Source organism: Micromonospora palythoicola, from assembly GCF_036689795.1.
GTDB lineage: Bacteria > Actinomycetota > Actinomycetes > Mycobacteriales > Micromonosporaceae > Micromonospora > Micromonospora palythoicola.
This window is the reverse complement of the sequence record NZ_JBAGKI010000014.1, coordinates 37,655-59,474: the sequence shown is the minus strand read 5'-3', so window position 1 is coordinate 59,474 and position 21,820 is coordinate 37,655. Positions and strand designations below refer to the sequence as shown.

18 protein-coding genes are annotated in these 21,820 nt (G+C 71.5%); 14 read left to right on the top strand and 4 right to left on the bottom strand.

Annotated features, from left to right (window positions below):
- Positions 1–284 precede the first annotated feature (284 nt).
- From V5O40_RS08980 to V5O40_RS08960, 5 genes are all read left to right on the top strand, one after another.
- A complete protein-coding gene (locus V5O40_RS08980; protein WP_332905044.1) occupies positions 285–1,172 on the top strand; it encodes an L-histidine N(alpha)-methyltransferase in 888 nt (295 codons plus the stop codon).
- A 12-nt stretch (positions 1,173–1,184) separates the two neighbouring features.
- Positions 1,185–2,684, top strand: coding sequence for a class I SAM-dependent methyltransferase (locus V5O40_RS08975; RefSeq protein ID WP_332905043.1), 1,500 nt, complete (start codon positions 1,185–1,187; stop codon positions 2,682–2,684).
- Between the two features lie 64 nt (positions 2,685–2,748).
- The gene (locus tag V5O40_RS08970) at positions 2,749–5,484 is read left to right on the top strand and encodes a hypothetical protein (RefSeq protein ID WP_332905042.1); all 2,736 of its coding nucleotides are present in this window, start codon (positions 2,749–2,751) and stop codon (positions 5,482–5,484) included.
- A complete protein-coding gene (locus V5O40_RS08965; RefSeq protein ID WP_332905041.1) occupies positions 5,481–5,870 on the top strand; it encodes a hypothetical protein in 390 nt (129 codons plus the stop codon). The genes V5O40_RS08970 and V5O40_RS08965 overlap by 4 nt, the downstream gene beginning before the upstream one ends.
- Positions 5,871–5,964: 94 nt before the next feature.
- Positions 5,965–8,163: a transglycosylase domain-containing protein gene (locus V5O40_RS08960; RefSeq protein WP_332905083.1), complete on the top strand. Its 2,199-nt coding sequence runs from the start codon at positions 5,965–5,967 to the stop codon at positions 8,161–8,163.
- A 116-nt stretch (positions 8,164–8,279) separates the two neighbouring features.
- On the opposite strand, the gene V5O40_RS08955 is transcribed toward V5O40_RS08960, so the two are convergent.
- A complete protein-coding gene (locus V5O40_RS08955) occupies positions 8,280–10,130 on the bottom strand; it encodes a thiamine pyrophosphate-requiring protein (RefSeq protein WP_332905040.1) in 1,851 nt (616 codons plus the stop codon).
- Between the two features lie 138 nt (positions 10,131–10,268).
- Between V5O40_RS08955 and V5O40_RS08950 the strand changes: the two genes are divergently transcribed.
- Both V5O40_RS08950 and V5O40_RS08945 read left to right on the top strand, forming a co-directional pair.
- Positions 10,269–11,360 (top strand): DNA glycosylase AlkZ-like family protein, encoded by a 1,092-nt coding sequence (locus V5O40_RS08950; protein WP_332905039.1) that lies wholly within the window; start codon positions 10,269–10,271, stop codon positions 11,358–11,360.
- Between the two features lie 349 nt (positions 11,361–11,709).
- Entirely contained in the window at positions 11,710–13,950 is a 2,241-nt protein-coding gene (locus tag V5O40_RS08945; RefSeq protein ID WP_332905038.1) for an ATP-binding protein, read from the top strand.
- A 189-nt stretch (positions 13,951–14,139) separates the two neighbouring features.
- On the opposite strand, the gene V5O40_RS08940 is transcribed toward V5O40_RS08945, so the two are convergent.
- Together V5O40_RS08940 and V5O40_RS08935 are read right to left on the bottom strand one after the other, a co-directional pair.
- Complete coding sequence (locus V5O40_RS08940) at positions 14,140–14,328, bottom strand: DUF397 domain-containing protein (RefSeq protein ID WP_332905037.1); 189 nt, start codon at positions 14,326–14,328, stop codon at positions 14,140–14,142.
- Positions 14,315–15,112 carry a helix-turn-helix domain-containing protein gene (locus V5O40_RS08935; protein WP_332905036.1) on the bottom strand — a complete coding sequence of 266 codons (798 nt, stop codon included), beginning with the start codon at positions 15,110–15,112 and terminating at the stop codon, positions 14,315–14,317. The genes V5O40_RS08940 and V5O40_RS08935 overlap by 14 nt, the downstream gene beginning before the upstream one ends.
- Positions 15,113–15,333: 221 nt before the next feature.
- On the opposite strand from V5O40_RS08935, the gene V5O40_RS08930 reads away from it, so the two are divergent.
- Complete coding sequence (locus V5O40_RS08930; protein ID WP_332905035.1) at positions 15,334–15,627, top strand: hypothetical protein; 294 nt, start codon at positions 15,334–15,336, stop codon at positions 15,625–15,627.
- 164 nt (positions 15,628–15,791) lie between these two features.
- Here the strand turns inward: V5O40_RS08930 and V5O40_RS08925 are convergent, their stop codons facing one another.
- On the bottom strand, positions 15,792–16,313 hold the full coding sequence (locus tag V5O40_RS08925; protein WP_332905034.1) for a hypothetical protein: 522 nt from the start codon (positions 16,311–16,313) through the stop codon (positions 15,792–15,794).
- 71 nt (positions 16,314–16,384) lie between these two features.
- On the opposite strand from V5O40_RS08925, the gene V5O40_RS08920 reads away from it, so the two are divergent.
- The 6 genes from V5O40_RS08920 to V5O40_RS08895 all read left to right on the top strand — a co-directional run bounded on the left by V5O40_RS08920 (position 16,385) and on the right by V5O40_RS08895 (position 21,758).
- Positions 16,385–17,248: a LysR family transcriptional regulator gene (locus tag V5O40_RS08920; protein WP_332905033.1), complete on the top strand. Its 864-nt coding sequence runs from the start codon at positions 16,385–16,387 to the stop codon at positions 17,246–17,248.
- On the top strand, positions 17,245–17,790 hold the full coding sequence (locus V5O40_RS08915; RefSeq protein WP_332905032.1) for an RNA 2'-phosphotransferase: 546 nt from the start codon (positions 17,245–17,247) through the stop codon (positions 17,788–17,790). The genes V5O40_RS08920 and V5O40_RS08915 overlap by 4 nt, the downstream gene beginning before the upstream one ends.
- Positions 17,791–17,823: 33 nt before the next feature.
- Positions 17,824–18,120: an ArsR/SmtB family transcription factor gene (locus V5O40_RS08910; protein WP_408631846.1), complete on the top strand. Its 297-nt coding sequence runs from the start codon at positions 17,824–17,826 to the stop codon at positions 18,118–18,120.
- Positions 18,120–18,506, top strand: a complete 387-nt coding sequence (locus tag V5O40_RS08905; protein WP_332905082.1) for a VOC family protein — start codon at positions 18,120–18,122, stop codon at positions 18,504–18,506. The genes V5O40_RS08910 and V5O40_RS08905 overlap by 1 nt, the downstream gene beginning before the upstream one ends.
- 97 nt (positions 18,507–18,603) lie before the next feature.
- Positions 18,604–19,413: a TrmH family RNA methyltransferase gene (locus V5O40_RS08900; protein ID WP_332905030.1), complete on the top strand. Its 810-nt coding sequence runs from the start codon at positions 18,604–18,606 to the stop codon at positions 19,411–19,413.
- A gap of 47 nt (positions 19,414–19,460) precedes the next feature.
- Complete coding sequence (locus V5O40_RS08895; protein WP_408631845.1) at positions 19,461–21,758, top strand: PucR family transcriptional regulator; 2,298 nt, start codon at positions 19,461–19,463, stop codon at positions 21,756–21,758.
- Positions 21,759–21,820 lie beyond the last annotated feature (62 nt).

The window sequence follows — 21,820 nt, the reverse complement described above, 5'->3', positions numbered from 1 at the left end:
TCTATCCTCATCGCATGTTAGATAGTTGTTGTCGGTATTGAATTACAGACTGCGAAATGATGGCAATGGGGAGGGTGCGCGCCGTTGCGACTCACGCTTATTGTCGAGTAATCGGCGGCGGCCCTGACCTCGTCGGAGGACTTGTGGCAGAGGCGAGAGGCGTGCACAGGGTGACAGGTGGTGCCGGGACGCTGGCCTCCGCCTCGTCGCTGCCCGGTTGCCCGCCCTCTCCGTCGTTGTCTGCGCCCTCTGATCGGCCCTATTTCGAGTGTGAGTCGCATCGGATGGCCGCTTTCCGGGCGATCCGGGCGGGCCGGGTACCGCTCAAGTTCGCCTACGCCGGCAGCGCCGCGCACACCCACGACGCGTATGCCAGTTCCGCAGACTATCTGAGCATGCTGGCGTCCGCTCATCACGAGGCGGACGCCCTGATCTCCGCCGGTGTGCTGACCGTGGGGGCACTCGCGGTGGCCGAGATCGGGCCGGGCAACGGCGGTCGCAGCAGGGCATTCCTCGAGCGGCTGGGCAGCCGGGGGTGGCCCTGCCAGCGGTATCTGGCTCTCGACTTCAGCGAGACCCTGCTTGGCATGGCCTGCGCCCGGCTCACCCGCTTCGCGGGCGACCGGATGAGCGTTGACTCCCACGTGTGGGACATCGAGTGCGACACCTCCTGCGAGGTGGAGCGGTGGCGGGCCGGTACGGAACCTGTGGTGGGCTGCCTGCTCGGACACACGCTGGGCAACGTCGAACAACCCGTCGGGGTGTTGGTCAACATCCGGGACGCGTTGCGCGTCGGTGACGTGCTGCTGCTCAGCGTCGCCCTCGTCACGCGGCACACCGCCACGGCGGACGCCGTGCTTGCCCCGTACCGTTCGCCAGCGTTCCGCGAGGCCGCGCTGCAACCGCTGCTGGCCGCCGGCCTCGCCGGGACCGATCTGGATTTTTCGCTGAGCTGGCACGACGACGTGGTGGTCGGCGAGGCGGTGCTGCGCCGACCGGCGCGTCTGGACGACGGCGAGTTGGCCGCCGGGCACCGCATCCGATGTTTCCAGTCCCGCAGGTTTCGTCCTCATGACGTCATCGTCGCCGTCGAGGAAGCGGGTTGGCAGGTTCGCGCCGTGGCGTACGCACCAGGTGACGCCCACCTGGTCGTGACGGCGGCGCGGCGGTGAGGGGAGAGCCGGATGACCGAGCCTGGTAGCGGCACGCAACAGATGTCATCAGCCGACCTGATAGAGCGGGCGCGTCGGGCGAACCTGTTCTTCCGAGCGTCGTACGAGGGTACCGACCCGCAGAGCGTACGGCTGCCAGGTGCCGCGGTCGACGAGCTGATCCAGAGCCTGGCCTCGGGTGTGCACCAGGAACTGTGCCAGATCGTGCCGTACTCGGCGGTCAGCCGGCCGGCGGAGCTGTTCTCCCGGGCCGTGTTCCAGCAGTTGGCACGGCACGCGACGATTCGCCGGATGTATCTGGTGCCGGGCGAGGACGTGGGTGGCACCGAGGTGGACCGGCAGGTGGACGAGGACCGCCAACATCACCTGCACCCGGTGAAGGTCGCACTGAGCATCGGCGGCGAGACGCTCCAGGTCCCGATGGCGGACATGTGGCTGATCGATCGTCAGGTGGTAGTACGTCAGGAGGTGGGCCGCGACGGGGTGACGTCGTGGGTGGTCAGCCGGCATTCCGAGGACGTGGAACGGGCCAGCCTGCTCTGGGAGGCGCTGATGCGTCGGGTGCCGGCCAGCGCGCAGCGGGCACGTCCGCCCGGCCCGGCGCTGACCCACTCCTTGATCCAGTCGGCCAAGATGCTCTACGCGATGGCGCCCATGTCCTGCGGCCCCTCGCACCAGGACAGCACCAACTGCTCCTGGTACCACTCCGCCTGGCAGTATCTGCGACTCTTCGACATGGTTAGCAGCCCACAGTGGCACGCCGAGTTCTACCACCGGCGACTGGTCGAGGCTATCCGCGGAGGTACCCGGCGGATCCTGATCAGCGGCACCGCCGACTACACCACGCTGGCGTTCGTGCTGGACGCGATGCGATCGACGACCGGCACGCTGTCCGACCAGTTGGACGTTCACGTTGTCGACAAGTGCCAGACGCCGCTGCTTGCCTGCCAGTGGTACGCCCGCCAGGCGGGCACCGAGGTCCTGCTGCACAAGGCCGACATCACCTGCCCGGACACGGTGCGCCGGCTGACGGCCGAAGGGGGGTTCGACATGGTCGTCGCCGACGCCTTCCTGACCCGCTTCGACCGGGCGGCGGCGGCCACCGTGATCGACAACTGGTCGGCGTTGCTGCGTCCGGGGGGTCAGGTGGTGACCACCGTGCGGCTGCATCCCGGCAACGAGTGGCCCACCGTCGACGAGCAGGATGATCGGCACCAGGTGAGCGACCTGGTCGACGACTTCGAGTTGCGATTCCGGCAGCGTGCCCTCGGCTGGCGCGGGCTGCTCCAGGTCCAGTTGGAGGAGCTGTCCGCGGCGGTCCGTGAGTACGCGTCCCGGATGGAGAGCCACGATCTTGGCGATGCCGACGACGTCCGGAAAGCGTTCGGCGGTCGTGGTTTCACTCTCGCCGAGACAGACATCGGTGAGGTTGAGGGGGAACTGGTCCGCACGAAGTACCTCCGGCTCTGTGCCGCGCTGTCCGAAGACGACAGTGGCAGCCGCGGCGGTTAGCATCGAGTTGTCCCGGTGATCGCCGGTTGACCCAGGGTGAGCCGCCGGAGGAGGGGATGCGCCGGTGACGACGGACGGACCACCCACCACCGACTGGAAGGCCGTGAATTCCCTCGGCCCGAAGGCCGCCATTCTCGACCTGCTGGAGGCTGCGCGTCAGGATCTGCTGGCGCAGCTGTCCCTGACGGGCAACCGCCGAGCGGCGCTGCCCGTCTCCGCCGATGTGAACACGGAGTTCACCAACGGTATGCACGGTCTGAAGGTGCGGGTCGAGACGCATGACGAGCCGTTGCAGGTGTGGTTGCCCGAAGCGGCGGTCCGGGTCGCTGCGGTGTCGGTCGGGATCTCCCCGTTGGTGTTGTTGAGTTACGCCCTGGTCCAGTGGGGGGAGCCACTGGGTCCGTGGTGGCAGCCCAAGCGGGTCGGGCACGCCCAGCTTCCAAATCAGACCACGATGGAGTACTACGCCCGGCTGCACCGGATCACGCGGAGTTCGAGCGCGGTCGAGGAGATGCTGGAGGCCGGGCACGACGTGGTGGTGGTCGGTGACCATGGCTGCGGCAAGTCGGCGTTGGTGGCCAATGTCGTCGAGCATCGACTGGGCCAGGGCGACGGAGTGGTGTGGCTCAATCTGAGCGACCCGGCCGACGGGCCGGCGTCGATCGTGCTGGCCCTGTTGCAGCAGCCGGGCAGCAGGACCGGCGAATACCTGGTGGTGTTGGAGAACCTGCACGCGAACCTGCCGGTGCGCAACGAGCTGTTCGACTGTCTGGAGCGGCTGCGCAGCGACTTCGGTCTCAGCCTGCAGGTGCTCGCGACGAGCTGGAAGTCGGCGGCGGACATCCTGCGCAAGGGGGAACCAACCCGCGCGCTGATCCCGGTGCTGGCCGAGGGGCGGCAACTGGTCAGTCAGCTTCTGATTGACAGCGACATCGAGGAGCAGAGCTGGCCGAGGATTCGTGACCTGGCGCGCGAGGACGCGCACATCGCGCTGACCGCGATCGAGTTGTCCGAGTCCCTGGGGCGGGTGCCGACGGAGTCAGATCTGGAGGAGTACTACACCAGGGCGGTGACCGGCGCCGGCCAGCAGGAGGCGCTGTACCGCCTGGCCTGCCTGGGCATGCTGGAGTTGCAGATGGCGGTCCGGGAGGCGGGGCATCTGCGCGAGCCGTTGCAGCAGTTGCGGGACGCCGGGCTGGTGTTCCAGATCGACGGCGCGTACCAGATCGGGTCGCGACGACGGGCGTGGCTGGTGATGAACCGGGCCCGCAACCAGTGGGACGCCGACCGGCGGTGGCGACGCCCGGAGCGGATCGTCTGGCTGCACCTGCAACGCGGTGGTGACCGGCTGATGAAGGCCACCCTCAGCCGTCTGGACAGCCTCATCTCCCCAGACGAGGCCCGCCGGGACAGCCTCTACCTGGTGACTACCTGGGACACGCTGACCCGGCTCGGCCGCTCGCTGAACCAGCGCAGCGCCCAGGACCCCACCTGGGACGACAACCTGGGAGCCGCGGTCTTCGCCGCCAGCGCCCTGCACCAGCTCAACCACGACGAGGCGTGGCGAGCGATCGCCGAGTGGGTGCGGGCGCGGTGGCACTACCAGAAACCGGGTTGTGTGCTTCCCGAGCCGGTGGGGGCGGTGACCGCCGACTTCGCCGACTTCGAGGAGATCCGCAGCTCGATGGCCCAGGAGGACACACTGCTGGGTGCCGAGCCGCACCTGGCCGGCATGACCGCCGGGGAGTTGGACGCCGACCGGATGTACCGCAACTGGGTGCTGGGTCTGCTGCTGGGCTTCGAGGGGTCCGCGCCGGCCCGCTTCCGCAAGCAGGATCGCATCGATCACCTGGTGGAGGTGGCGGCCCGGGCGCAGGAGGCCGACGGCAACTTCTACCCGGCGCGGGTGCCCTGGGTGACCGCCCGGGTGGTGCTCGGCCTGTGCCAGGCCAACCTGCGCGTCGATCATCCGGTGGTCCGCGATGCCTGCAACTGGCTGCTGCGCCACGTTGCTGACGGCGGGCCGTTCGACAACTGGTGGCGCAGCGGCACGGGCACCTGGAACCGCGATGAGGCCACCACCGCCATGTGCCTCAGCGCCCTGATCCGGGCTGGGTTTCCGATGCGCCAGCAGATGCTGACCGCGCACGCCAGGCTGATGGGGCGGGAGCAGGAGTGGACCACGGTGGGCCGGGAGATCGACCTGTCGCAGGTGCTGGAAGCGAACCTGCTCTGCACCGAAACCGCCGCCGGCGCGCGCGACCACCTCCAGACGCTGCTCCAACGGGTGCTCAGCGCGATCAAGACCCCGGTCCTGCTGCCCACCGCTCCCGAGGAGCGGTTGCGGATTCCGTTCGTGGCCGCTCAGTTGGCCGACATCGTGTGGCGCGTGGTGCAGATGGAGAGCCTCAAGCTCTACGGGGAGGTGCTTAACCACGAGCGGGCCGACCCGGTCGAACCCGCCACGCAGCCGGCCCTGCCGGAGGCCGCCGTGCCGCCGGCCGGGGTGCCGCTGAGTTCCCGTCAACTGCATGCCTGGCGGCGGGGGATCGAGCAGATCGAAGGCACCATCCGGGAGCAGATCGCCAAACGGGACGGCACGGTGCAGACGCCGGCGGTTCAGGAGAAACTCCGCGAACTACTGGAATACCGTGCCGAACTCACCGCGCTTACCAACGAGCTGGATAGCAACGTCAGCATCGACGTGCTGGACCGCGTCGACGCGCTGGGCAAGCGGATCTGCGGCACGGCGTGGCCTGACCTGCCCTGGCCCGAACCGCCGTCGGAGCCGCGCCGGTGAGCGCCGCGATCCCGGCACCCTCGACGCTGAACTTCCTGGCCGGGCTCTTCGCAGGCGCCGGGATCAACATGCTGACCTCGGTGTCCACCGGCCCTCCCGACCCGCAGATCTCGACGGCCAAGGTCGCCCTGGACTCCGCGCTCTGGGTCATCGCCGCAGCGTTCACCACCTGGGCGGCACACCTGTTTCAGGCGGCGGAACGGGAGGCGGACCTCTACATCGATCGGGACTTCAGCGAGGCGGAGAAGCTGGAGATCAGGCAGGCGTACCTGAGCCGAGCATTGCGGAGGGCCCGATTGCCGTTGATTCTTACCGTTTTATCCCTGGTGGGTGCGGTGCTCCTGTTGCCAGGTTTCATCAGCTGGCATCGCCTGATCGGGGCCTGACCAGCACGGAGCAGCTGGCAAATGGCGGTGAATTGCCTGACAATTGGCCGATTGTGGTGGCCGGAAGATGGCTTTCGCGGCAATCCTGGTGACCATGGCCACCCCTACGCCGCTGTCGCGGCTGTTCACCGTCGTGCTGACCGGCGTACTCGCCGGCCTGGTCCTGGCGGTCGCCGCGCTACCGGGCAATCTGCTGCTCGGTTTCGCCGCGAAGGCGGCACTCGGGAACTACGCCGCGTTGCCCGACGCGCTGCGGACCCCGGCCACCCCGCAGCGGTCCTACCTCTACGCCAACGACGGCACGACGTTGATCACCACGTTCTACGACGTCAACCGCACCGACGTGGCGCTGGCGGAGATCGCGCCGGTGATGCGCCAGGCGATCGTGGCCGCCGAGGACCGGCGGTTCTACGACCACGGCGGGGTCGACCTGCGCGGCATGATGCGGGCGGTGGTCAGCAACGTCACCGAGGGCAGCGGACAGGGCGGCTCGACGCTGACCATGCAGTACGTCCGCAACGTGCTCAAGACCGACCCGAACCGCACCGCGGCGGAGCGGGCCGCGGCCACCGAACCGACGATCGGCCGCAAGCTCCAGGAGATCCGGTACGCGAACGCCCTGGAGCAGCGCCTCGGCAAGGACGAGATCCTCAACCGCTACCTCAACATCGCGTACTTCGGGTCCGGGGCGTACGGGGTGGCGGCCGCGAGTCAGCGCTACTTCTCCAAGGCGCCGGCCGACCTGAGCCTCGCCGAGGCGGCGCTGCTCGCCGGCCTGGTGCAGTCGCCGGAGGCGTACAGCCCGATCGACGGCGACGCCGACGCGGCGCTGGAACGCCGAGGTTACGTGCTGGACTCGATGGTCGAGACCGGGGCGATCACCGCCGAGCAGGCCGCCGAGGCCCGCGCCGAGAAGCTGACGCTGGACCCGAGCGAGCAGGCCAACGGCTGCGCCGCAACCGCCGGCGGGCGCGACGACGAGTGGGGCTTCTTCTGCGACTACCTGCGCCGCTGGTGGGTCGCCCAGCCGGAGTTCGGCGACACCGTGCAGGAGCGGGAGCAGGCGCTACGACGCGGTGGCTACACCGTGGTGACGACGCTGGATCCGCAGATCCAGGCCACCGCGCAGCGCCAGGCCACCGGCATCTACGGGTACGACAACCCGCGCGCCGTACCGATCGCCGCCGTCGAGCCGGGCACCGGTCGGGTGCTGGCGATGGCGGTCAACCGGCACTACAGCCTCGACGGCAACCCCGACGGCCAGGTCAACTACCCGAACACCGTCAACCCGTTGATCTCCGGCGGTGCCGGTGTCGCCGGCTACCAGGCCGGTTCCACCTTCAAGCTGTTCACCATGCTCGCCGCGCTGGAGTCCGGTCGGACCCTGTCCACCGGCTTCGACGCGCCCAGCCGGCTGCCCACCCGGTACGCCGCCGACGGGGAGGGCAGCTGCGACGGCCGCTGGTGCCCGGCCAACGCCAACCCGGAGTGGATGGACGGGTACCGGATGATGTGGGACGGCTTCGGCCGCTCGGTGAACACCTACTTCGTCTGGCTGGCCGAGCAGGTCGGGCCGGAGAAGGTGGTCGAGATGGCCCAGCGGCTGGGCATCACCTTCCGGGCGGAGTCCGACGCCGACTTCGCCGAGAACGACGCGGCCGACTGGGGCGCGTTCACCCTCGGCGTGGCCGCCACCACCCCACTCGACCTGGCCAACGCGTACGCCACGGTGGCGGCGGAGGGGACGTACTGCGCGCCGCTGCCGGTGGTGTCGGTGACCGCACCGGACGGTGAGCGGCTGCCCGTCGGCGACCCGGACTGCCGCGAGGTGCTCGACGCCGACGTGGCCCGCGCCGCCACCGACGCCGCGCGCTGCCCGGTGGGTCAGCAGTCCGCCTTCGGGCAGTGCAACGGTGGCACCGCCACCGCGGTGAACCGGATCCTCGACGGCCGTCCGGTGGCCGGCAAGACCGGCAGCTCCGACCAGGCCGCCACGGAGAGCTTCGTCGGGTACACCCCGCAGGTCGCGGTCGCCGGCATCGCCGCCAACCCGGACGACCCGACCGACCACGTCGGCGCCGCCGTACAGGCCCGGGTGATCGACGCGGTCGCCCGGATCATCGCCACGGCCGTCGAGGGCGAGCCGGAGCAGTCCTTCACCCCGCCCACCCGCGAACTCGTCGGCACTCCCCGCCGCCCGGTCGACCGCGACCCGCCCACCGATCCCCGCCGCACCGACGCCGACCCCCTGTCCGACCTCCGCCGCTGGTTCCAAAACCGCACCCGCGGCTGACCCCCACCCACCCCATCCCTGCCCACACCCCCGTTGATCATGAGGTTAGCGGCAGTACTTGATCTTCAAACCGCCGCTAACCTCATGATCAACGAGGTGGGCGAGGGGTGGGGGGGTTAGGGGCGGCGGGGGCGGTAGGTGGTGACGACGCTGGGGATGCCGCGGCGGAGGATGCCGGCCCAGTCGGTGTCGCCGCGCAGCACCGCGGCGGCGGTCTTGCGGGCCTGGTCGACGGTGAAGTGTGGCGGCATCATCAGCTCGGCGGGGTCGACCAGGGCGTTGATCACCGTCGGGCGGTCGGCGCGCAGTGCCCGGTCCCACACGTCGGCCACCTGGTCCGGGTGGTCGACCAGTTCGCCGCGCAGCCCCAGCACCTCACCCCACCGGTGGTACGCGATGTCGGGCAGTTGCTGGCTGTCCGGGAACATCGGGGTGCCCTCGTCGGAGCGCTGCTCCCAGCTGACGAAGGCCAGGTCCCGGTTGTTGAGCACCAGCACCACGAAACGTGGGTCGGCCCAGCCCCGCCAGTACTTCGCCACCGTGATCAGCTCGTTGACCCCGTTCATCTGCATCGCGCCGTCACCGATCAGGGCCACCAGCGGACGGTCCGGGTGGGCGAACTTGGCCGCCAGGGCGTACGGCATGGCGCCGCCCATCGACAGCAGGGTGCCCGACAGGCTGGCCAGCATCCCCGGACGCACCTTGACGTGCCGGGCGTACCAGGCGGTGGTGGTGCCGCAGTCCACGGCGAGCATCACGTCGTCGGGCAGGCGTTCGCTGAGGGTGGCGAAGAGCAACTGCGGGTTGACCGGGTCGGCGACCTGTTCGGCCAGTTCCCGCTGCGACTGCCGCCACGCGGCGGTGGCCCCGGCGACGGTCTCCCGCCAACGGATCGGTCCGGGGCCGGGACCGAGGGCGGCGAGCAGCGCCCGCAGGGTCGGCGCGGCGTCTCCGGTCAGGTTCACCTCGGTCGGGTAACGCAACCCGAGCTGGGTGCCGTCGTGGTCGATCTGCACCGCGCGCGCCTGGCCGGGCGGCGGGTAGAACTCCGAGTACGGCATGTTGCTGCCGACGATGAGCAGCCGGTCGCACTGGTTCATCAACTGCCAGCTGGGCCGGGTGCCGAGCAGACCGATGGCGCCGGTCACCCACGGCTCCCGGTGGTCCACGGCGGTGAACCCGAGCAGCGCCGTCGCCACGCCCGCGCCGAGCCGGTGGGCGATCTCGCGGACCTCGTTCTCGGCGCCGAGCGCACCCTGGCCGACCAGCATGGCCACCCGCTCGCCGCTGCCCAGCACCTGCGCGGCGTGCCGGATGTCGGCCTCCGGGGGCGTCGTCGGACCGCTGCTCGGCACGCTGCTGGTGTGGTAGAAGCCGTGCGCGTGCGGTGGGTTGGGCACCGCCGGCAGGTCCTGCACGTCGAGCGGCAGCACCAGGGCGGTGACGGTACGCCGGGCCAGCGCGGTCCGGCACGCCCGGTCCACCAGGTGGCGTACCTGGGACGGGTGGTCGAGCTGGGCCAGGAACGCCGCCGCCACGTCCTTGTAGAGGGCGAGCAGGTCCACCTCCTGGTAGTAGCCGCCCCCCTCGGCGGTGAGCGCGGTGTGTCCGACCAGGGCGATCACCGGCTGGTGGTCCAGCTTCGCGTCGTAGAGCCCGTTGAGGGCGTGGATGGCACCCGGACCGCTGGTGACCAGCACCGCGCCGAGCGGCCCGCCGCCGTACTTGACGTGTGCCGAGGCGGCGAACCCGGCGGTCTCCTCGTGCCGCACCTGGACGAACTGCACCTGCTCGTTGGTGCGTTGCAGGGCGGAGGTCATCCCGTTGATGCCGTCGCCGGGGAAGCCGAAGTAGCGGCGTACGCCCCAGCAGGCGAGCCGCTGCACGAGGTGGTCGGCGACGCTGGCGTCACGGGGCAACGGCCACGGGTCGGCCGGCACGTACGTGCCGACGTGGTCTGCGCTCATCGGGTACGCCTTCCGGGTCGGACTACCGGCACTGCGCCGCAACTTTCCTGATGGTGCGGCGTCGCGGGTGCCGGGGGCGGCGATATCCCCGAAAGTGCGCGGATCTTGGAGAGCCGGCCGACCGGGTAGGGTCGCGGCATGGTCGCCCATCGACTGACGCGGGACGACGCCCGGCGGATCGCGGTCCGGGCCCAGTTGCTCGCCGTGCCGCGCCCGAGTGACCTGGTGGAGGTCGTCGAGCGGCTCACGGTCCTGCAACTCGATCCCACGGCGGCCATCGCGCCGAGCGCCGACCTCGTGCTGTTCAGCCGACTCGGTCCGACCTACGATCCCGCGCAGCTGACCAGGGCGATCGAGGTCGAGCGCCGCCTGGTCGAGACCGTCGCCTACATCCGGACGCCGGGCGACCTGCCCGCCGTGATCGCCGAGGCCCGCGCCGCGACCCATCCGTCCGCCCGGGACTGGCTGGAACAGAACGCGTCGTTCCGCCGGGACATCCTGGCGGTGCTGGCGGCGAAGGGCCCGTTGCTGTCCCGGGACATCCCCGACACCAGCGTGGTGCCCTGGCCGTCGAGCGGCTGGACCAACAACCGCAACGTCACCAAGATGCTCGAACTGCTGGCTCGACACGGCGAGGTGGCGATCGCCGGCCGGAAGGGACGGCAGCGCTACTGGGATCTCCCCGAGCGGGTCTACCTGGTCGACCTGCCCGACCTCGATCCGGGCGAGGCGGCCCGGCTGCGCGACGAGCGCCGGCTCGCCGCGTTGGGCATCGCCCGGTCCGGTGGCACGTTGACCCCGGGCGAGTCGCCGTTCGTCGGCTCCGCCGGGGAGGAGGCCGTGGTCGAGGGCGTACCCGGAACCTGGCGGGTCGATCCGGCGTACCTCGGGTTGCCGTTCGAGGGGCGCACCGCACTGCTGTCGCCGTTCGACCGGCTGATCCACGACCGGGTACGCACCGAGCAGTTGTTCGGCTACGAGTATCTCCTGGAGATGTACAAGCCCCGGGAGAAACGCCGTTGGGGCTACTTCGCCCTGCCGGTACTTCATCATGACCGGCTTGTCGGCAAGCTGGACGCGACCGCCGACCGCAAGGCGGGCGTCCTCGTCGTCAACGCCCTGCACGAGGACGTCCCCTTCACCCGGGCGATGACGGCCGAGGTCGACGCCGAGATCGAGGCTCTCGCCACCTGGCTGGGTCTGGAGACCATCCGATCCCGGTCGTCGTAGTCGCCGCCCGGACCGCCTCGGCTTCCCGGCCACCGGGTCGGCGTGGCGCGGTCCAGCCGGCAACTGCCGGTCAACTGCCGGTCAATCTCCTGGATAACCCCCAGCCTGTGGAAATAGCGTTCCTGGCAACCGCTGCGGGTGTCAACGGGACCCTCCCGCAGCGGTTTTTTCCCCGACACATGCTGCTGGCGGTCTACGCCGTGCTGCGCGGGCCGCCCGGGCCGTCCCGGCCGTCGGGCTCCGGCTCGACAAGGGCGACGCCATCCAGTAGAAACCATCACCGGACATCCATTTCCCCGTCGAGAGGCCGAGTGGTCCACTTCGGACCGCAGGCCGTGAGTGGATGGGCATGGCCCGGTTCAGTCAGATGGTGACGGCCCACCGGCGACGGCTCGGGTTGACCCAGGAGGACGTCGCCGCCGCCACCGGGCTGGCCGTACGCAGCATCCGGGACGTGGAGAGCGGGCGGGTGGCCCGGCCGCGCGCGTCGACGGTGCGGCTGCTCGCCGAGGCGTTCAACCTGTCCGCCGCCGACCGGGTCCACTTCATCCACGCCGCCGACCCCGACCTGGCTGCGCCGGAGGGGGAACGACCGCAGCAACTGCCGCTGGCGGTGCCGGGCTTCGTCGGCCGCTGCGCCGAACTGGAGACGCTCGACTCCGGCCGCCACCCGGAACCGGCGAAACGTCCGGCGGTGGCAATCTTCACGATCTCCGGAATGGCCGGGGTGGGCAAGACCGCGCTCGCCCTGCACTGGGCGCACCGGGCCGCCGGCTCGTTTCCCGAAGGTCAGCTCTACGTCAATCTTCGGGGCTACGACGAGGCCGACGTGGTCGATCCGAGCGACGCGTTGCGCGGCTTCCTGGAGGCGCTCGGCGTGCCGGCCACCGGCATACCGGCCGGGCTGGACGCCCGCGTCGGACTGCACCGCAGCCTGCTGGCCGACCGGCGGATGCTGCTGGTGCTCGACAACGCCCGCGACTCGGCGCAGGTCCGGCCGCTGCTGCCCGGCGCGGGCGGCTGCGTGGTCGTGGTGACCAGCCGGGACGAGCTGTCCGGGCTGATCGCGGCGGAAGGAGCGCACCCGATCCGGCTGAACGTGCTCACCGGCACCGAGTCGATGAGTCTGCTCGCCAGTCGGCTCGGCGCCGGTCGGCTGGCCGCCGAGCCGGCCGCCGCGGCGGACATCATCGGCTCGACCGGCCGGCTGCCGCTGGCGTTGTCGATCGTGGCGGCCCGGATGGCGCTGCATCCCGGCTTTCCGCTCGACGCCTTCGCCGCCAGCCTGCGCCCCGACGAGGCGATGCTGGACGCGTTGGCCGACGGCGACGTACGCGCCGTCTTCTCCTGGTCATACCTGGCGCTGAGCCGGCCGGCGGCCCGCCTGTTCCGCCTGCTGGGGTTGCACCCCGGCCCGGATCTGACCGCCGAGGCCGCGGCGGCCCTCGCCGGTGAGACCCCGGCGAGCGTCGCGTCGTCGCTGCGGGAGCTGACCCGGCTGCACCTGCTGGCCGAGCACCTGCCCGGCCGGTACGCCTTCCACGACCTGCTCCGCGCATACGCGGCCGAGCTGACCCGGTCCGCCGGGAAGGCCGACGAGTCGCGGCAGGCACGCCACCGGCTGTTCGACTACTACCTGCACAGTTCCTATCCAGCGGCGGTGCTGCTCCAGCCGCAGTGGCCGACGATCGACCCGGTCCCCACAGTGCCGTCGAACGTCAGGTCCGTCTCCAGGGACCACGACGCCGCGCTCGGCTGGTTCGCGGCGGAGCACCAGGTGCTGCTGCGGGCGGTGCGCCAGGCCGCTGAGACCGGCTTCGAGGCGTACGCCTGGCAACTGGCCTGGGCGCTCACCACGTTCTTCGCCCCGCGTGGTCTGTGGCAGGAGCAACGCGCCGCCCAACAGGTCGCCCTCGCCGCGGCCGAGCGCGTCGACGACCTCGCCGGCCAGGCCGTCGCCAACCGGTTGCTGTCCCGTGCCCAGACCCGCCTCGGCGACCTCGACGCGGCGGAGCAGCGGCTGCTGCGCGCCCTGGAGCTGCACCGACGGCTGGACGACCCGACCGGCCAGGCGCTCACCCTGCACAACCACGCCGAGGTCTGCTACATGCGCGATCGACCCGAGGAGGGTCTGCGCCACGGTCAGGAGGCGCTGCGGCTGTACCGGTCGGTCGGCAACCGCGCCGGGGAGGCCCGGGCGCTGAACGCGGTCGGCTGGCTCCACGCCGCCACCGGGGACTATCCACGGGCGATCGAGAGCTGCACCGAGGCGCTCGCCCAGCAACGGGCGAGCGGCGACCACAACGGCCAGGCGGCGACGTTGGACAGTCTGGGTTTCGCCCACGCCCGGCTGGGCGAGCACGATCGGGCGGCCGCCTGCTACGAGGAGGCCATCGCGCTGTTCCGCGAGTCCGCGGACCGCTATCACGAGGCCGAGACCCTCCAGCGGCTCGGTGAGGCCCGCGAGGCCACGGGCGACCTACCCGGGGCGGTCGACGCCTGGCGACGGGCGGCGCAGATCCTCGACGATCTCGGTGACCCGGCGGCCGAGGATGCCCACCGCACGCTGTCCCGGCTGTCGCCACGCTGACCACCGCGCTGCACGCGCGGCGGCGGTGCGGCCCTCGCGGAGGCTGTGCTCGCGGGTTGCGGCATCCTGGGGTGTCAGCGGAGCGGGAAGGCGCGACATGCCGCAACTCGCGAGCGCGGAGGGGCCTGCGTCGGCGGCGTCAAGGATCTGGCTGGGGTGAGCGGTGTCAGGCGGAGCCGGGGACGGGGGTCAGCGCCGCTTGGTGTGGTCGAGGAAGGACCGCCAGGCGGCCGCGGCGAAGGCGAGGACCGGGCCGGACGGGTCCTTGCTGTCGCGGACGGCGACCGTCGCGGGCAGGTTGTCGGCCACCTCCACGCAGTCGCCACCGGACGAGTTGCTACGAGAGGACTTGTGCCACCGGGCGTTACTGAGGTCCATGTCGGCTCTCAACTTCCTTGATCAGGGCGATCGAGAGGTCTTCGGGAAGGGCGACGCCCCGCACGCACTCCCATCTGGCGAGCATGGTAGCCAGTTTGTCCTCAGTGCCGATCGCATCGCCGCCGAGGTGATTCTCCAGGTGCCCAAGCCACGTGCCGTCGGGCAGCCGCGCCAACAGGAGCGGCCCGTCGAGGCCGACGTGCAGGCCGGCGCTGGCCGGGATGATCTGGATGTGGACGTGCGGTAGCTCGGCCATCCGCAGCAGGTGCGCGAGCTGTTCGGCCATGATGGCGTCCCGGCGGCGCAGCACGGACTCGTCGATCACCGCGACGAGCTGTGGTGGACGGTCGCGGTGCAGGATCTCCTGCCGTTCCAGCCGGACCGCCACCTGTTGCTCGATCTCCTGCTCCGGACGGGTGTCGTCGAACCGCAGCACCGCGCGGGCGTAGTTCTCGGTCTGGAGCAGGCCGGGGACCAGCGTCGGATGAAAGCACCGGAGCTGCCGGGCGGCCCGTTCGGCCTTGAGCCAGGGCATGAACCAGGCCGGCCGACCGTCCTGCTGGGCGGTGCGCAGCAGCGACTCGAACAGGCCACCGGTCTCCAGGATCTCGTCGGCCCGCCGGGCGTACGGCAGGTCGACCGCACGGGTGCCGGTCTCCACGGCGGACACCGTGGAGGCCGAGTAGTTCGTCCGCCTGCCGAACTCGTCCTGGTTCATGCCGGCCAACGCCCGCTGCTTGCGCAACTGGACGCGGAGCAGATCCACGCCCTGTTCGCCTTCCATCCGACCTCCAGGAACTCGTCAAGATCCCCAACCGCTGCCGAGCGACCGCCAAGATCCGCCGACTGTCGCCGCGGCTGGGCCTGACATGTTCCGAGCGTAGTCGTGTCCTCAGCAGACTGTCACGCATGCGGATCCGCTTCACGCCGGGCAGAGCTGGGGCGGATCCTGCGCCGGGGCCGTCCCCGCTTCCCCCGTGCCGGGGGCGGCCCCGATCCGGCACCGTGCCGTCCCGTGCCGTCGCGAGCGGCGGCGACGCCCCACACACCCCGTTGCGACCGGTGTGGTGCTGCCGGACCTGCGGGCAGCCGTGGCCGTGCGGCCCGGCGCGACTGCGCCTGCGGGCGGAGTACGACGGTGACCGCCCAGGCCTGTCGATCTACCTCGCCGGCCTGATGCACGAGGCCATGCGAGACCTGTACCGCCTCAACGCCCGCGATGCTCCCGCGCCGGCGGCGTTGTTCGACCGGTTCCTCGCCTGGGCGCGCCGGCGGCCCGCGACCGACCCGTCGGCCTGACGTGCCGGTGACCTGCCGACCTGACGTGCCGGTGGCCTGCGGTCGACCTGCCGGCGTGACGTGCCGGTGGTGTCTCACCGGCGGGCCGCGCTGGTGCGCAGCGAAGCTGCGTGACGTGCCGGTGGCCTGCGGTCGACCTGCCGGCGTGACGTGCCGGTGGTGTCTCACCGGCGGGCCGCGCTGGTGCGCAGCGAAGCGACGACGTGTCGCTCCACATCGGCCCAGGTGGGTGTCGGTCGGCCGTAGGCGGGCACCGGTCGGCGCTGGGGTCCGAAGAAGTACTGGTGGGCGACGGTGCCCCGGATGGCGGCGTGCACCTCGGGATGGTCGTCGACGAAGTGGGTGAGAGCGAGGTCGAGGCAGTGGGCCCGCTTGTCGGCCCGCGCCCGGCAGAACCGGACGTGGTCGTGGGGGACGCCGCTGCGCCGGTGGAAGTCGTGGCCGGCAAGCCAGCGCAGGGTACGGGCCTGGACGCGCGGGCCGCACTTGGAGACCAGCCACACCCGGCCGTCGAACAGGGGGACGAGGCGGGCGATGGTCTCGACGGCACCGGGCACCTCGGGGGTGGCCAGCATGGTCGCCTCGTCCCCGCTGAAGAAGGCGGTGTCACCACCGCCCGGATGGGCCGAACCGTCGATGACGACCCGGCCGATGTCAATGCCGAGGCGGGGGAGGATCTTTGTCATGCCGCTCAGGATGCGGCGCTCTCACTACCATCCGGAACTATCATTAGCGATGCCCGCTATAGTTACCGGCTATGGACGGGCGGGACCTGCTGGAAGCCGACGCGCTGCGCTCGTTCGCGGTCTTCGCCGAGCACCGCAACTTCACCACCGCCGCGCGGGAGCTGCACATCAGCCAGCCGTCCCTGCACGTGAAGATCCGGAAGCTGGCCACCGCGCTCGGCGTCGAACTGTACGAGCGTGACGGTCGCCGGCTGACGCTGACGGCCGCCGGTGACCGCCTCGCCGCGTACGCACTGGACTCGCGCCGCCGGGCCGAGGAGTTCCTGCGCGAGCTGGACCACGAGACCGCGCCGGCGCTCACCATCGCGGCCGGCCGGGGCGCGCTGCGGTGGGTGATCGGCGAATCGATCGAACGGGTCGGCCGCCAGGGTCGCCGAGTCCACGTGATCACCGCCGACCGGGACGCCGCCCTCGCCGCCGTCACCAGCGGTCGGGCCGACCTGGCCGTGGTCGCCCACGATCCGCCCGGCCGGCAGGTCGAGGCGAGACAGATCGCCGCCTACGGGCAGGTGCTCGTACTCGGTGCCGGGCACCCGCTCGCCACGCGCCGGCAGGTCCGGCTGAGTGATCTCGACGGCCTGGATCTTGTCGTACCGCCGGCCGGGCGGCCGCATCGCAGGGCGCTGGACCGTGCCCTGCTCGACGCGGGCGTGCGTTGGCAGGTCGCCGCCGAGGTCGACGGCTGGGACCTGCTGGTGCATCTGGCCGCGTTGGGGGTCGGCGCCACCGTGGTCAACGGCTGTGTCGGGCTGCCCGACGGTCTCCGTGCCGTCCCGATCCACGGCCTGCCGCGGATCCGCTACTGGGCCGCCTGGCGGCCGGCTCGACGCCCGGTGGTGCGGGACCTGCTCGACCAGTTCGGCACGGAGCGGTGACCGACCAACTCACCGCGGCCAGCAGGTTCCTCGCGTACGTGCTGCGTCATCGTCCGGACGTCGTCGACCTCGCCCTCGACGAGGGCGGGTGGGTCGAGGTGGACGTGCTGCTCGCCGCGCTCGCCCGGCACGGCCGTCCGGTCAGCCGGCAGGTGCTGGCCGAGCTGGTCGCCGGTACCGACAAGCGGCGGTTCGAGCTGCGCGCCGGGCGGATCCGGGCCGCGCAGGGCCACTCGATCCGCGTCGACCTGCGGCTCGATCCCGTGGCGCCGCCGTCGCTGCTCTACCACGGCACGGTGGCCCGTCACCTGCCCGGCATCCGCGCGGAGGGGCTGCGACCACGCGGTCGTACCCACGTCCACCTGTCGGTGGACCGGGAGACCGCCGCCACGGTCGGTGCCCGGCGCGGTGTTCCGGTGGTGCTGAGCATCGACGCGGCGGGCATGCACCGCCACGGGTTCGTCTTCTACCGGGCCGTCAACGGCGTCTGGCTCACCGACCACGTCCCACCCGATTGGATCATCGGCGCCGGGTCCGCTTGACAGGCAAGTGGCCACTTGCCTATAACTGTGCCTGTGGACGCCGACCCTGACCTGTTCAAGGCCATCGGTGACCCGACGCGACGCACGATCCTGGACGAGTTGATCGACCGGGACGGCCAGACACTCTTCGAGATCTGCAACCGGCTGACCATGAAGCACAACCTGACCTCGTCACGCCAGGCGATCTCCCAGCATCTCGCGGTGCTCGAACAGGCCGGTCTGGTCCGCACCCGGCGAGAAGGCCGCTACAAGTTCCACCACATCGACACCAGTCCGCTGCGCTCGATCGTCGAGCGGTGGCCCATCGACCGAGAGGCACCAGATCCATGATCCGTATCCATGTCACCAGTGTGTTCGTCGACGACCAGGCCAAGGCGCTCGCCTTCTACACCGAGAAGCTGGGATTCACCAAAAAGCACGACATGCCCGCCGGCGAGTACCGCTGGCTGACCGTCGTCTCGCCGGCCGACCCCGACGGCGTCGAGCTGCTGCTCGAACCGGACGCGCACCCGGCGGTGGGTCCGTACCGACAGGCCCTGGTCGCCGACGGCATTCCGGTCACCTCGTTCGCCGTCGACGACGTGTACGCCGAGGTCGAGCGCCTCAAGGGACTGGGCGTCGAGTTCACCCAGGAGGCGACCGACCTCGGCCCGGTGGTCACCGCCGTGCTCGACGACACCTGCGGCAACCTGATCCAGATCGCCACCATGAAGTAGCCGTCCCGCCGATTCTGCCGGACGATCACATCGCGGCTGCCGGCGTACCGTCGGCACCTGCGACGGCCGGTGTCGGGGGGTCCGGCAGAATCGGCGGGTGCCCGTCCACCTGATCACCGAGCCCGACGACGAGCGGATCGCCGACTACCGGGCGCTCACCGACGTCGAGCTGCGTACCCGCTGGGAGCCGCCGCACGGCCTGTTCATCGCCGAGGGTGAGCTGGTGCTGCGACGGGCGCTGCGGGCCGGCTACCCGGCCCGGTCCTTCCTCGTCGACGCCAAGCGGGTCGACCAACTGGCCGACCTCGACACCGGCGACGCCCCGGTGTACGCCGCCACCCCCCACGTGCTGCGCGAGGCCACCGGATTCCACGTGCACCGGGGCGTGCTCGCCTCGTTCCGGCGCAAACCGCTGCCGGCCGCCGGTGAGGTGCTCGCCACCGCCGGCCGCGTGGTGATCCTCGAAGACGTCAACAACCACACCAACCTGGGCGCGATCTTCCGGGCGGTGGCGGGGCTGGGGGTGGACGCCGTGCTGCTCTCGCCGACCTGCGCCGACCCGCTCTACCGGCGCAGCGTACGGGTCAGCATGGGTGAGGTCTTCGCCGTGCCGTACGCGAAGCTGGAACCCTGGCCGGCGGCGCTGGCCGACGTGCGGGCCGCCGGGTTCACCGTGCTGGCGATGACGCCGGCACCCGACGCGGTGCCCATCCAACGACTGGACCCGGCCCAACGGGCCCGGGCCGCGCTGCTGCTCGGCGCCGAGGGCGCCGGGCTGACCGACACGGCGATGGCCGCCAGCGACGCCCGGGTGGTGATCCCGATGCGCCGTGGCGTGGACTCGCTGAACGTCGCCGCCGCCACCGCCGTGGCCTGCTGGGAACTGGGCCGCGACGACCCGCTCTGAGACACCGCCAAGCGCCCCCAGGTATCACGGACGGTAGCGTGTCGCGGGTGTTCCCTACCGTGCGTGAGGTCCTCGCCCTGGACCCGGTCCGCCACGGCGCGCCGCGCCTGGTCGCGGGGGAGAGCGGGCTGGACCGTCGGGTGCGCTGGGTGCACGTCGCCGAGGTACCCGACATCGCCACCCTGCTCGGCGGCGGCGAGCTGGTGCTCACCACGGGGATCGGGCTGCCCGGCGACGACGCCGGGCTGCGGGCCTTCATCGGTGACCTGGCCGGCGTCGGCGTCTCCGGACTGGTGGTGGAGCTGGGTCGGCGCTACCTCGACGGCGTACCCCGGGTGATGGTGGCCGCCGCCGAACGCCACGGGCTGCCGCTGGTGGAGCTGCGCCGGGCCACCCCGTTCGTGCGGATCACCGAGGCGGTGCACGCCCTGATCGTGGACGCCCAGCTCACCGAGCTGCGGGCCACCGAGGAGATCCACCAGCGGTTCACCGAGCTGTCGGTGGAGGGGGCGGACCCGGGCGAGGTGGTCCGGCAGGCGGCCGAGCTGTCCGGCTGCCCGGTGGTGTTGGAGAACCTGTCCCGCCAGGTGCTGGCGTACGACCCGGCGGGGGAGAACGCCGAGCTGCTGCTGGACGGGTGGGAGCAGCACTCACGGCGGATCCGGCCCGAGGGGCGCACGGCGTACGACCCGGACCGGGGCTGGCTGGTCACCATGGTGGGCGCCCGGGGGCAGGACTGGGGGCGGCTGCTGCTGCGCTGGCCGCCCGGCGGCGACCTGGCCGGCGGGCAGCCGTTGCCGACGCCAGCCGACGGACGGTCCGCTCCGGCGTCGGCCGGTAAGCGGTCGGCCTCGTCCCCGGCTGGTTCGCGGTCGGCCTCGTCCCCGGCTGGTTCGCGGTCGGCCTCGTCCCCGGCTGGTGGGCGGTCGGCCTCGGCGTCGGCTGGTGGGCGGTCGGCCTCAACGTCGGCTGGTGGGCGGTCCGCCTCGGCGTCGGCCTGGGGACGGGCCGACGCGGTTCCGGCCGGAGGTGGCGGCTCGTTGTCGGCGCCGCCGACCAGGCTGACCATTCTGGTGGAGCGGGCGGCCTCGACGCTGGCCCTCGGTCGGCTGATCCGACGCGACGCCGAAGGGCTGGAACGTCAACTGCACCGGAGCCTGCTCACCGCCCTGCTCGATCACTCCTGGCCGGTGGACGAGGTGGCCCTGCGGGCGCGGGCGCTCGGGGTGGTGCTGGAACGTCGTCTGCTCGTCGGCGTGGTGGTCCGGCACCGGGCCGACGACGGCGGTGCGGAGACCGTGCCCCACCGGCAACCGGCGGGCAGCGGACCGCGCACCGAGCCGGGACACCCCGGCGAGGTGCTCGACCACGCCGACACCGGGCCGGCCCGGTTGCGTGACCTCGCCGAGGCCGCCGGACAGGCGCTGCGCGAGGCCGGGCTGACCGGGCTCACGAGCGCCCTGGACGACCAGACGGTCGGTGTCCTGCTGGCCCTGCCCGATGCGGCGGCGGAGGAGCGGGCGCTGTCCGCCTTCGCCGCCGCGCTGCGCCGGACCCGCCTCGACCTGCCCGGGCGTACCGACCCGTCAGGTAGGACCGACCCGTCAGGTAGGACCGACCCGCCAGGTCGGACTGACCTGTACGGGCGCGCTGACCAGTCGCGGCGTGCTGACCTGTCTGCTGGGCGTGCTGACCAGTCTGGGCGCGTCGACCTGTCCGCTGGGCGTGCTGACCAGTCTGGGCGTGCTGACCAGTCGCGGCGCGTCGACCTGTCTGGGCGTGCTGACCAGTTACGGCGCGTCGACCTGTCTGGGCGCGCTGACCCGCTGGGACGCTCCGGAGCGTCCAGCCGTGCCGATGACGCGCTGGCACTGAGCGCCGGCCGACGGTCCGTCGCCGGGCTGCTGATCGCCGCCGGATCCGGTGTGGGCAGCCTGCGGGAGGCGCGCCGGTCACTGATCGAGGCCCGTCAGGTCGCCGACGCGGCCCGCCGGGACCGGCGTGACCTGCCGGTCTTCCGGCTGCCGCACGTCGGGCTGGCCGGGCTGCTGCACCTGCTGCGGGACGAGCCCCGGGTGCAGACCTTCGTCGAACGGCAGCTCGGCGCACTACTCGCCTACGACGCGCAGCATCCTCGGGAGCAGTTGCTCGGCACCCTGCGCGCCTACCTGGAGCAGGGCCGGAACAAGTCGGCGGCGGCGTCCGCCGCCCACCTGTCCCGCCCGGCGTTCTACGAGCGGCTGGCCCGGATCGGCCGGATCCTCGACGTCGACCTCGACTCGGTCGACGCCTGCCTCTCCCTCCACGTAGCCCTCCTGGCCCTGGACGCCATCCGCACCCCCTGACCACCCCCACCTTCGGCGTTGATCAAGAAGTTTGCGTCATTTTGGATCTTCCTGAAGACCAA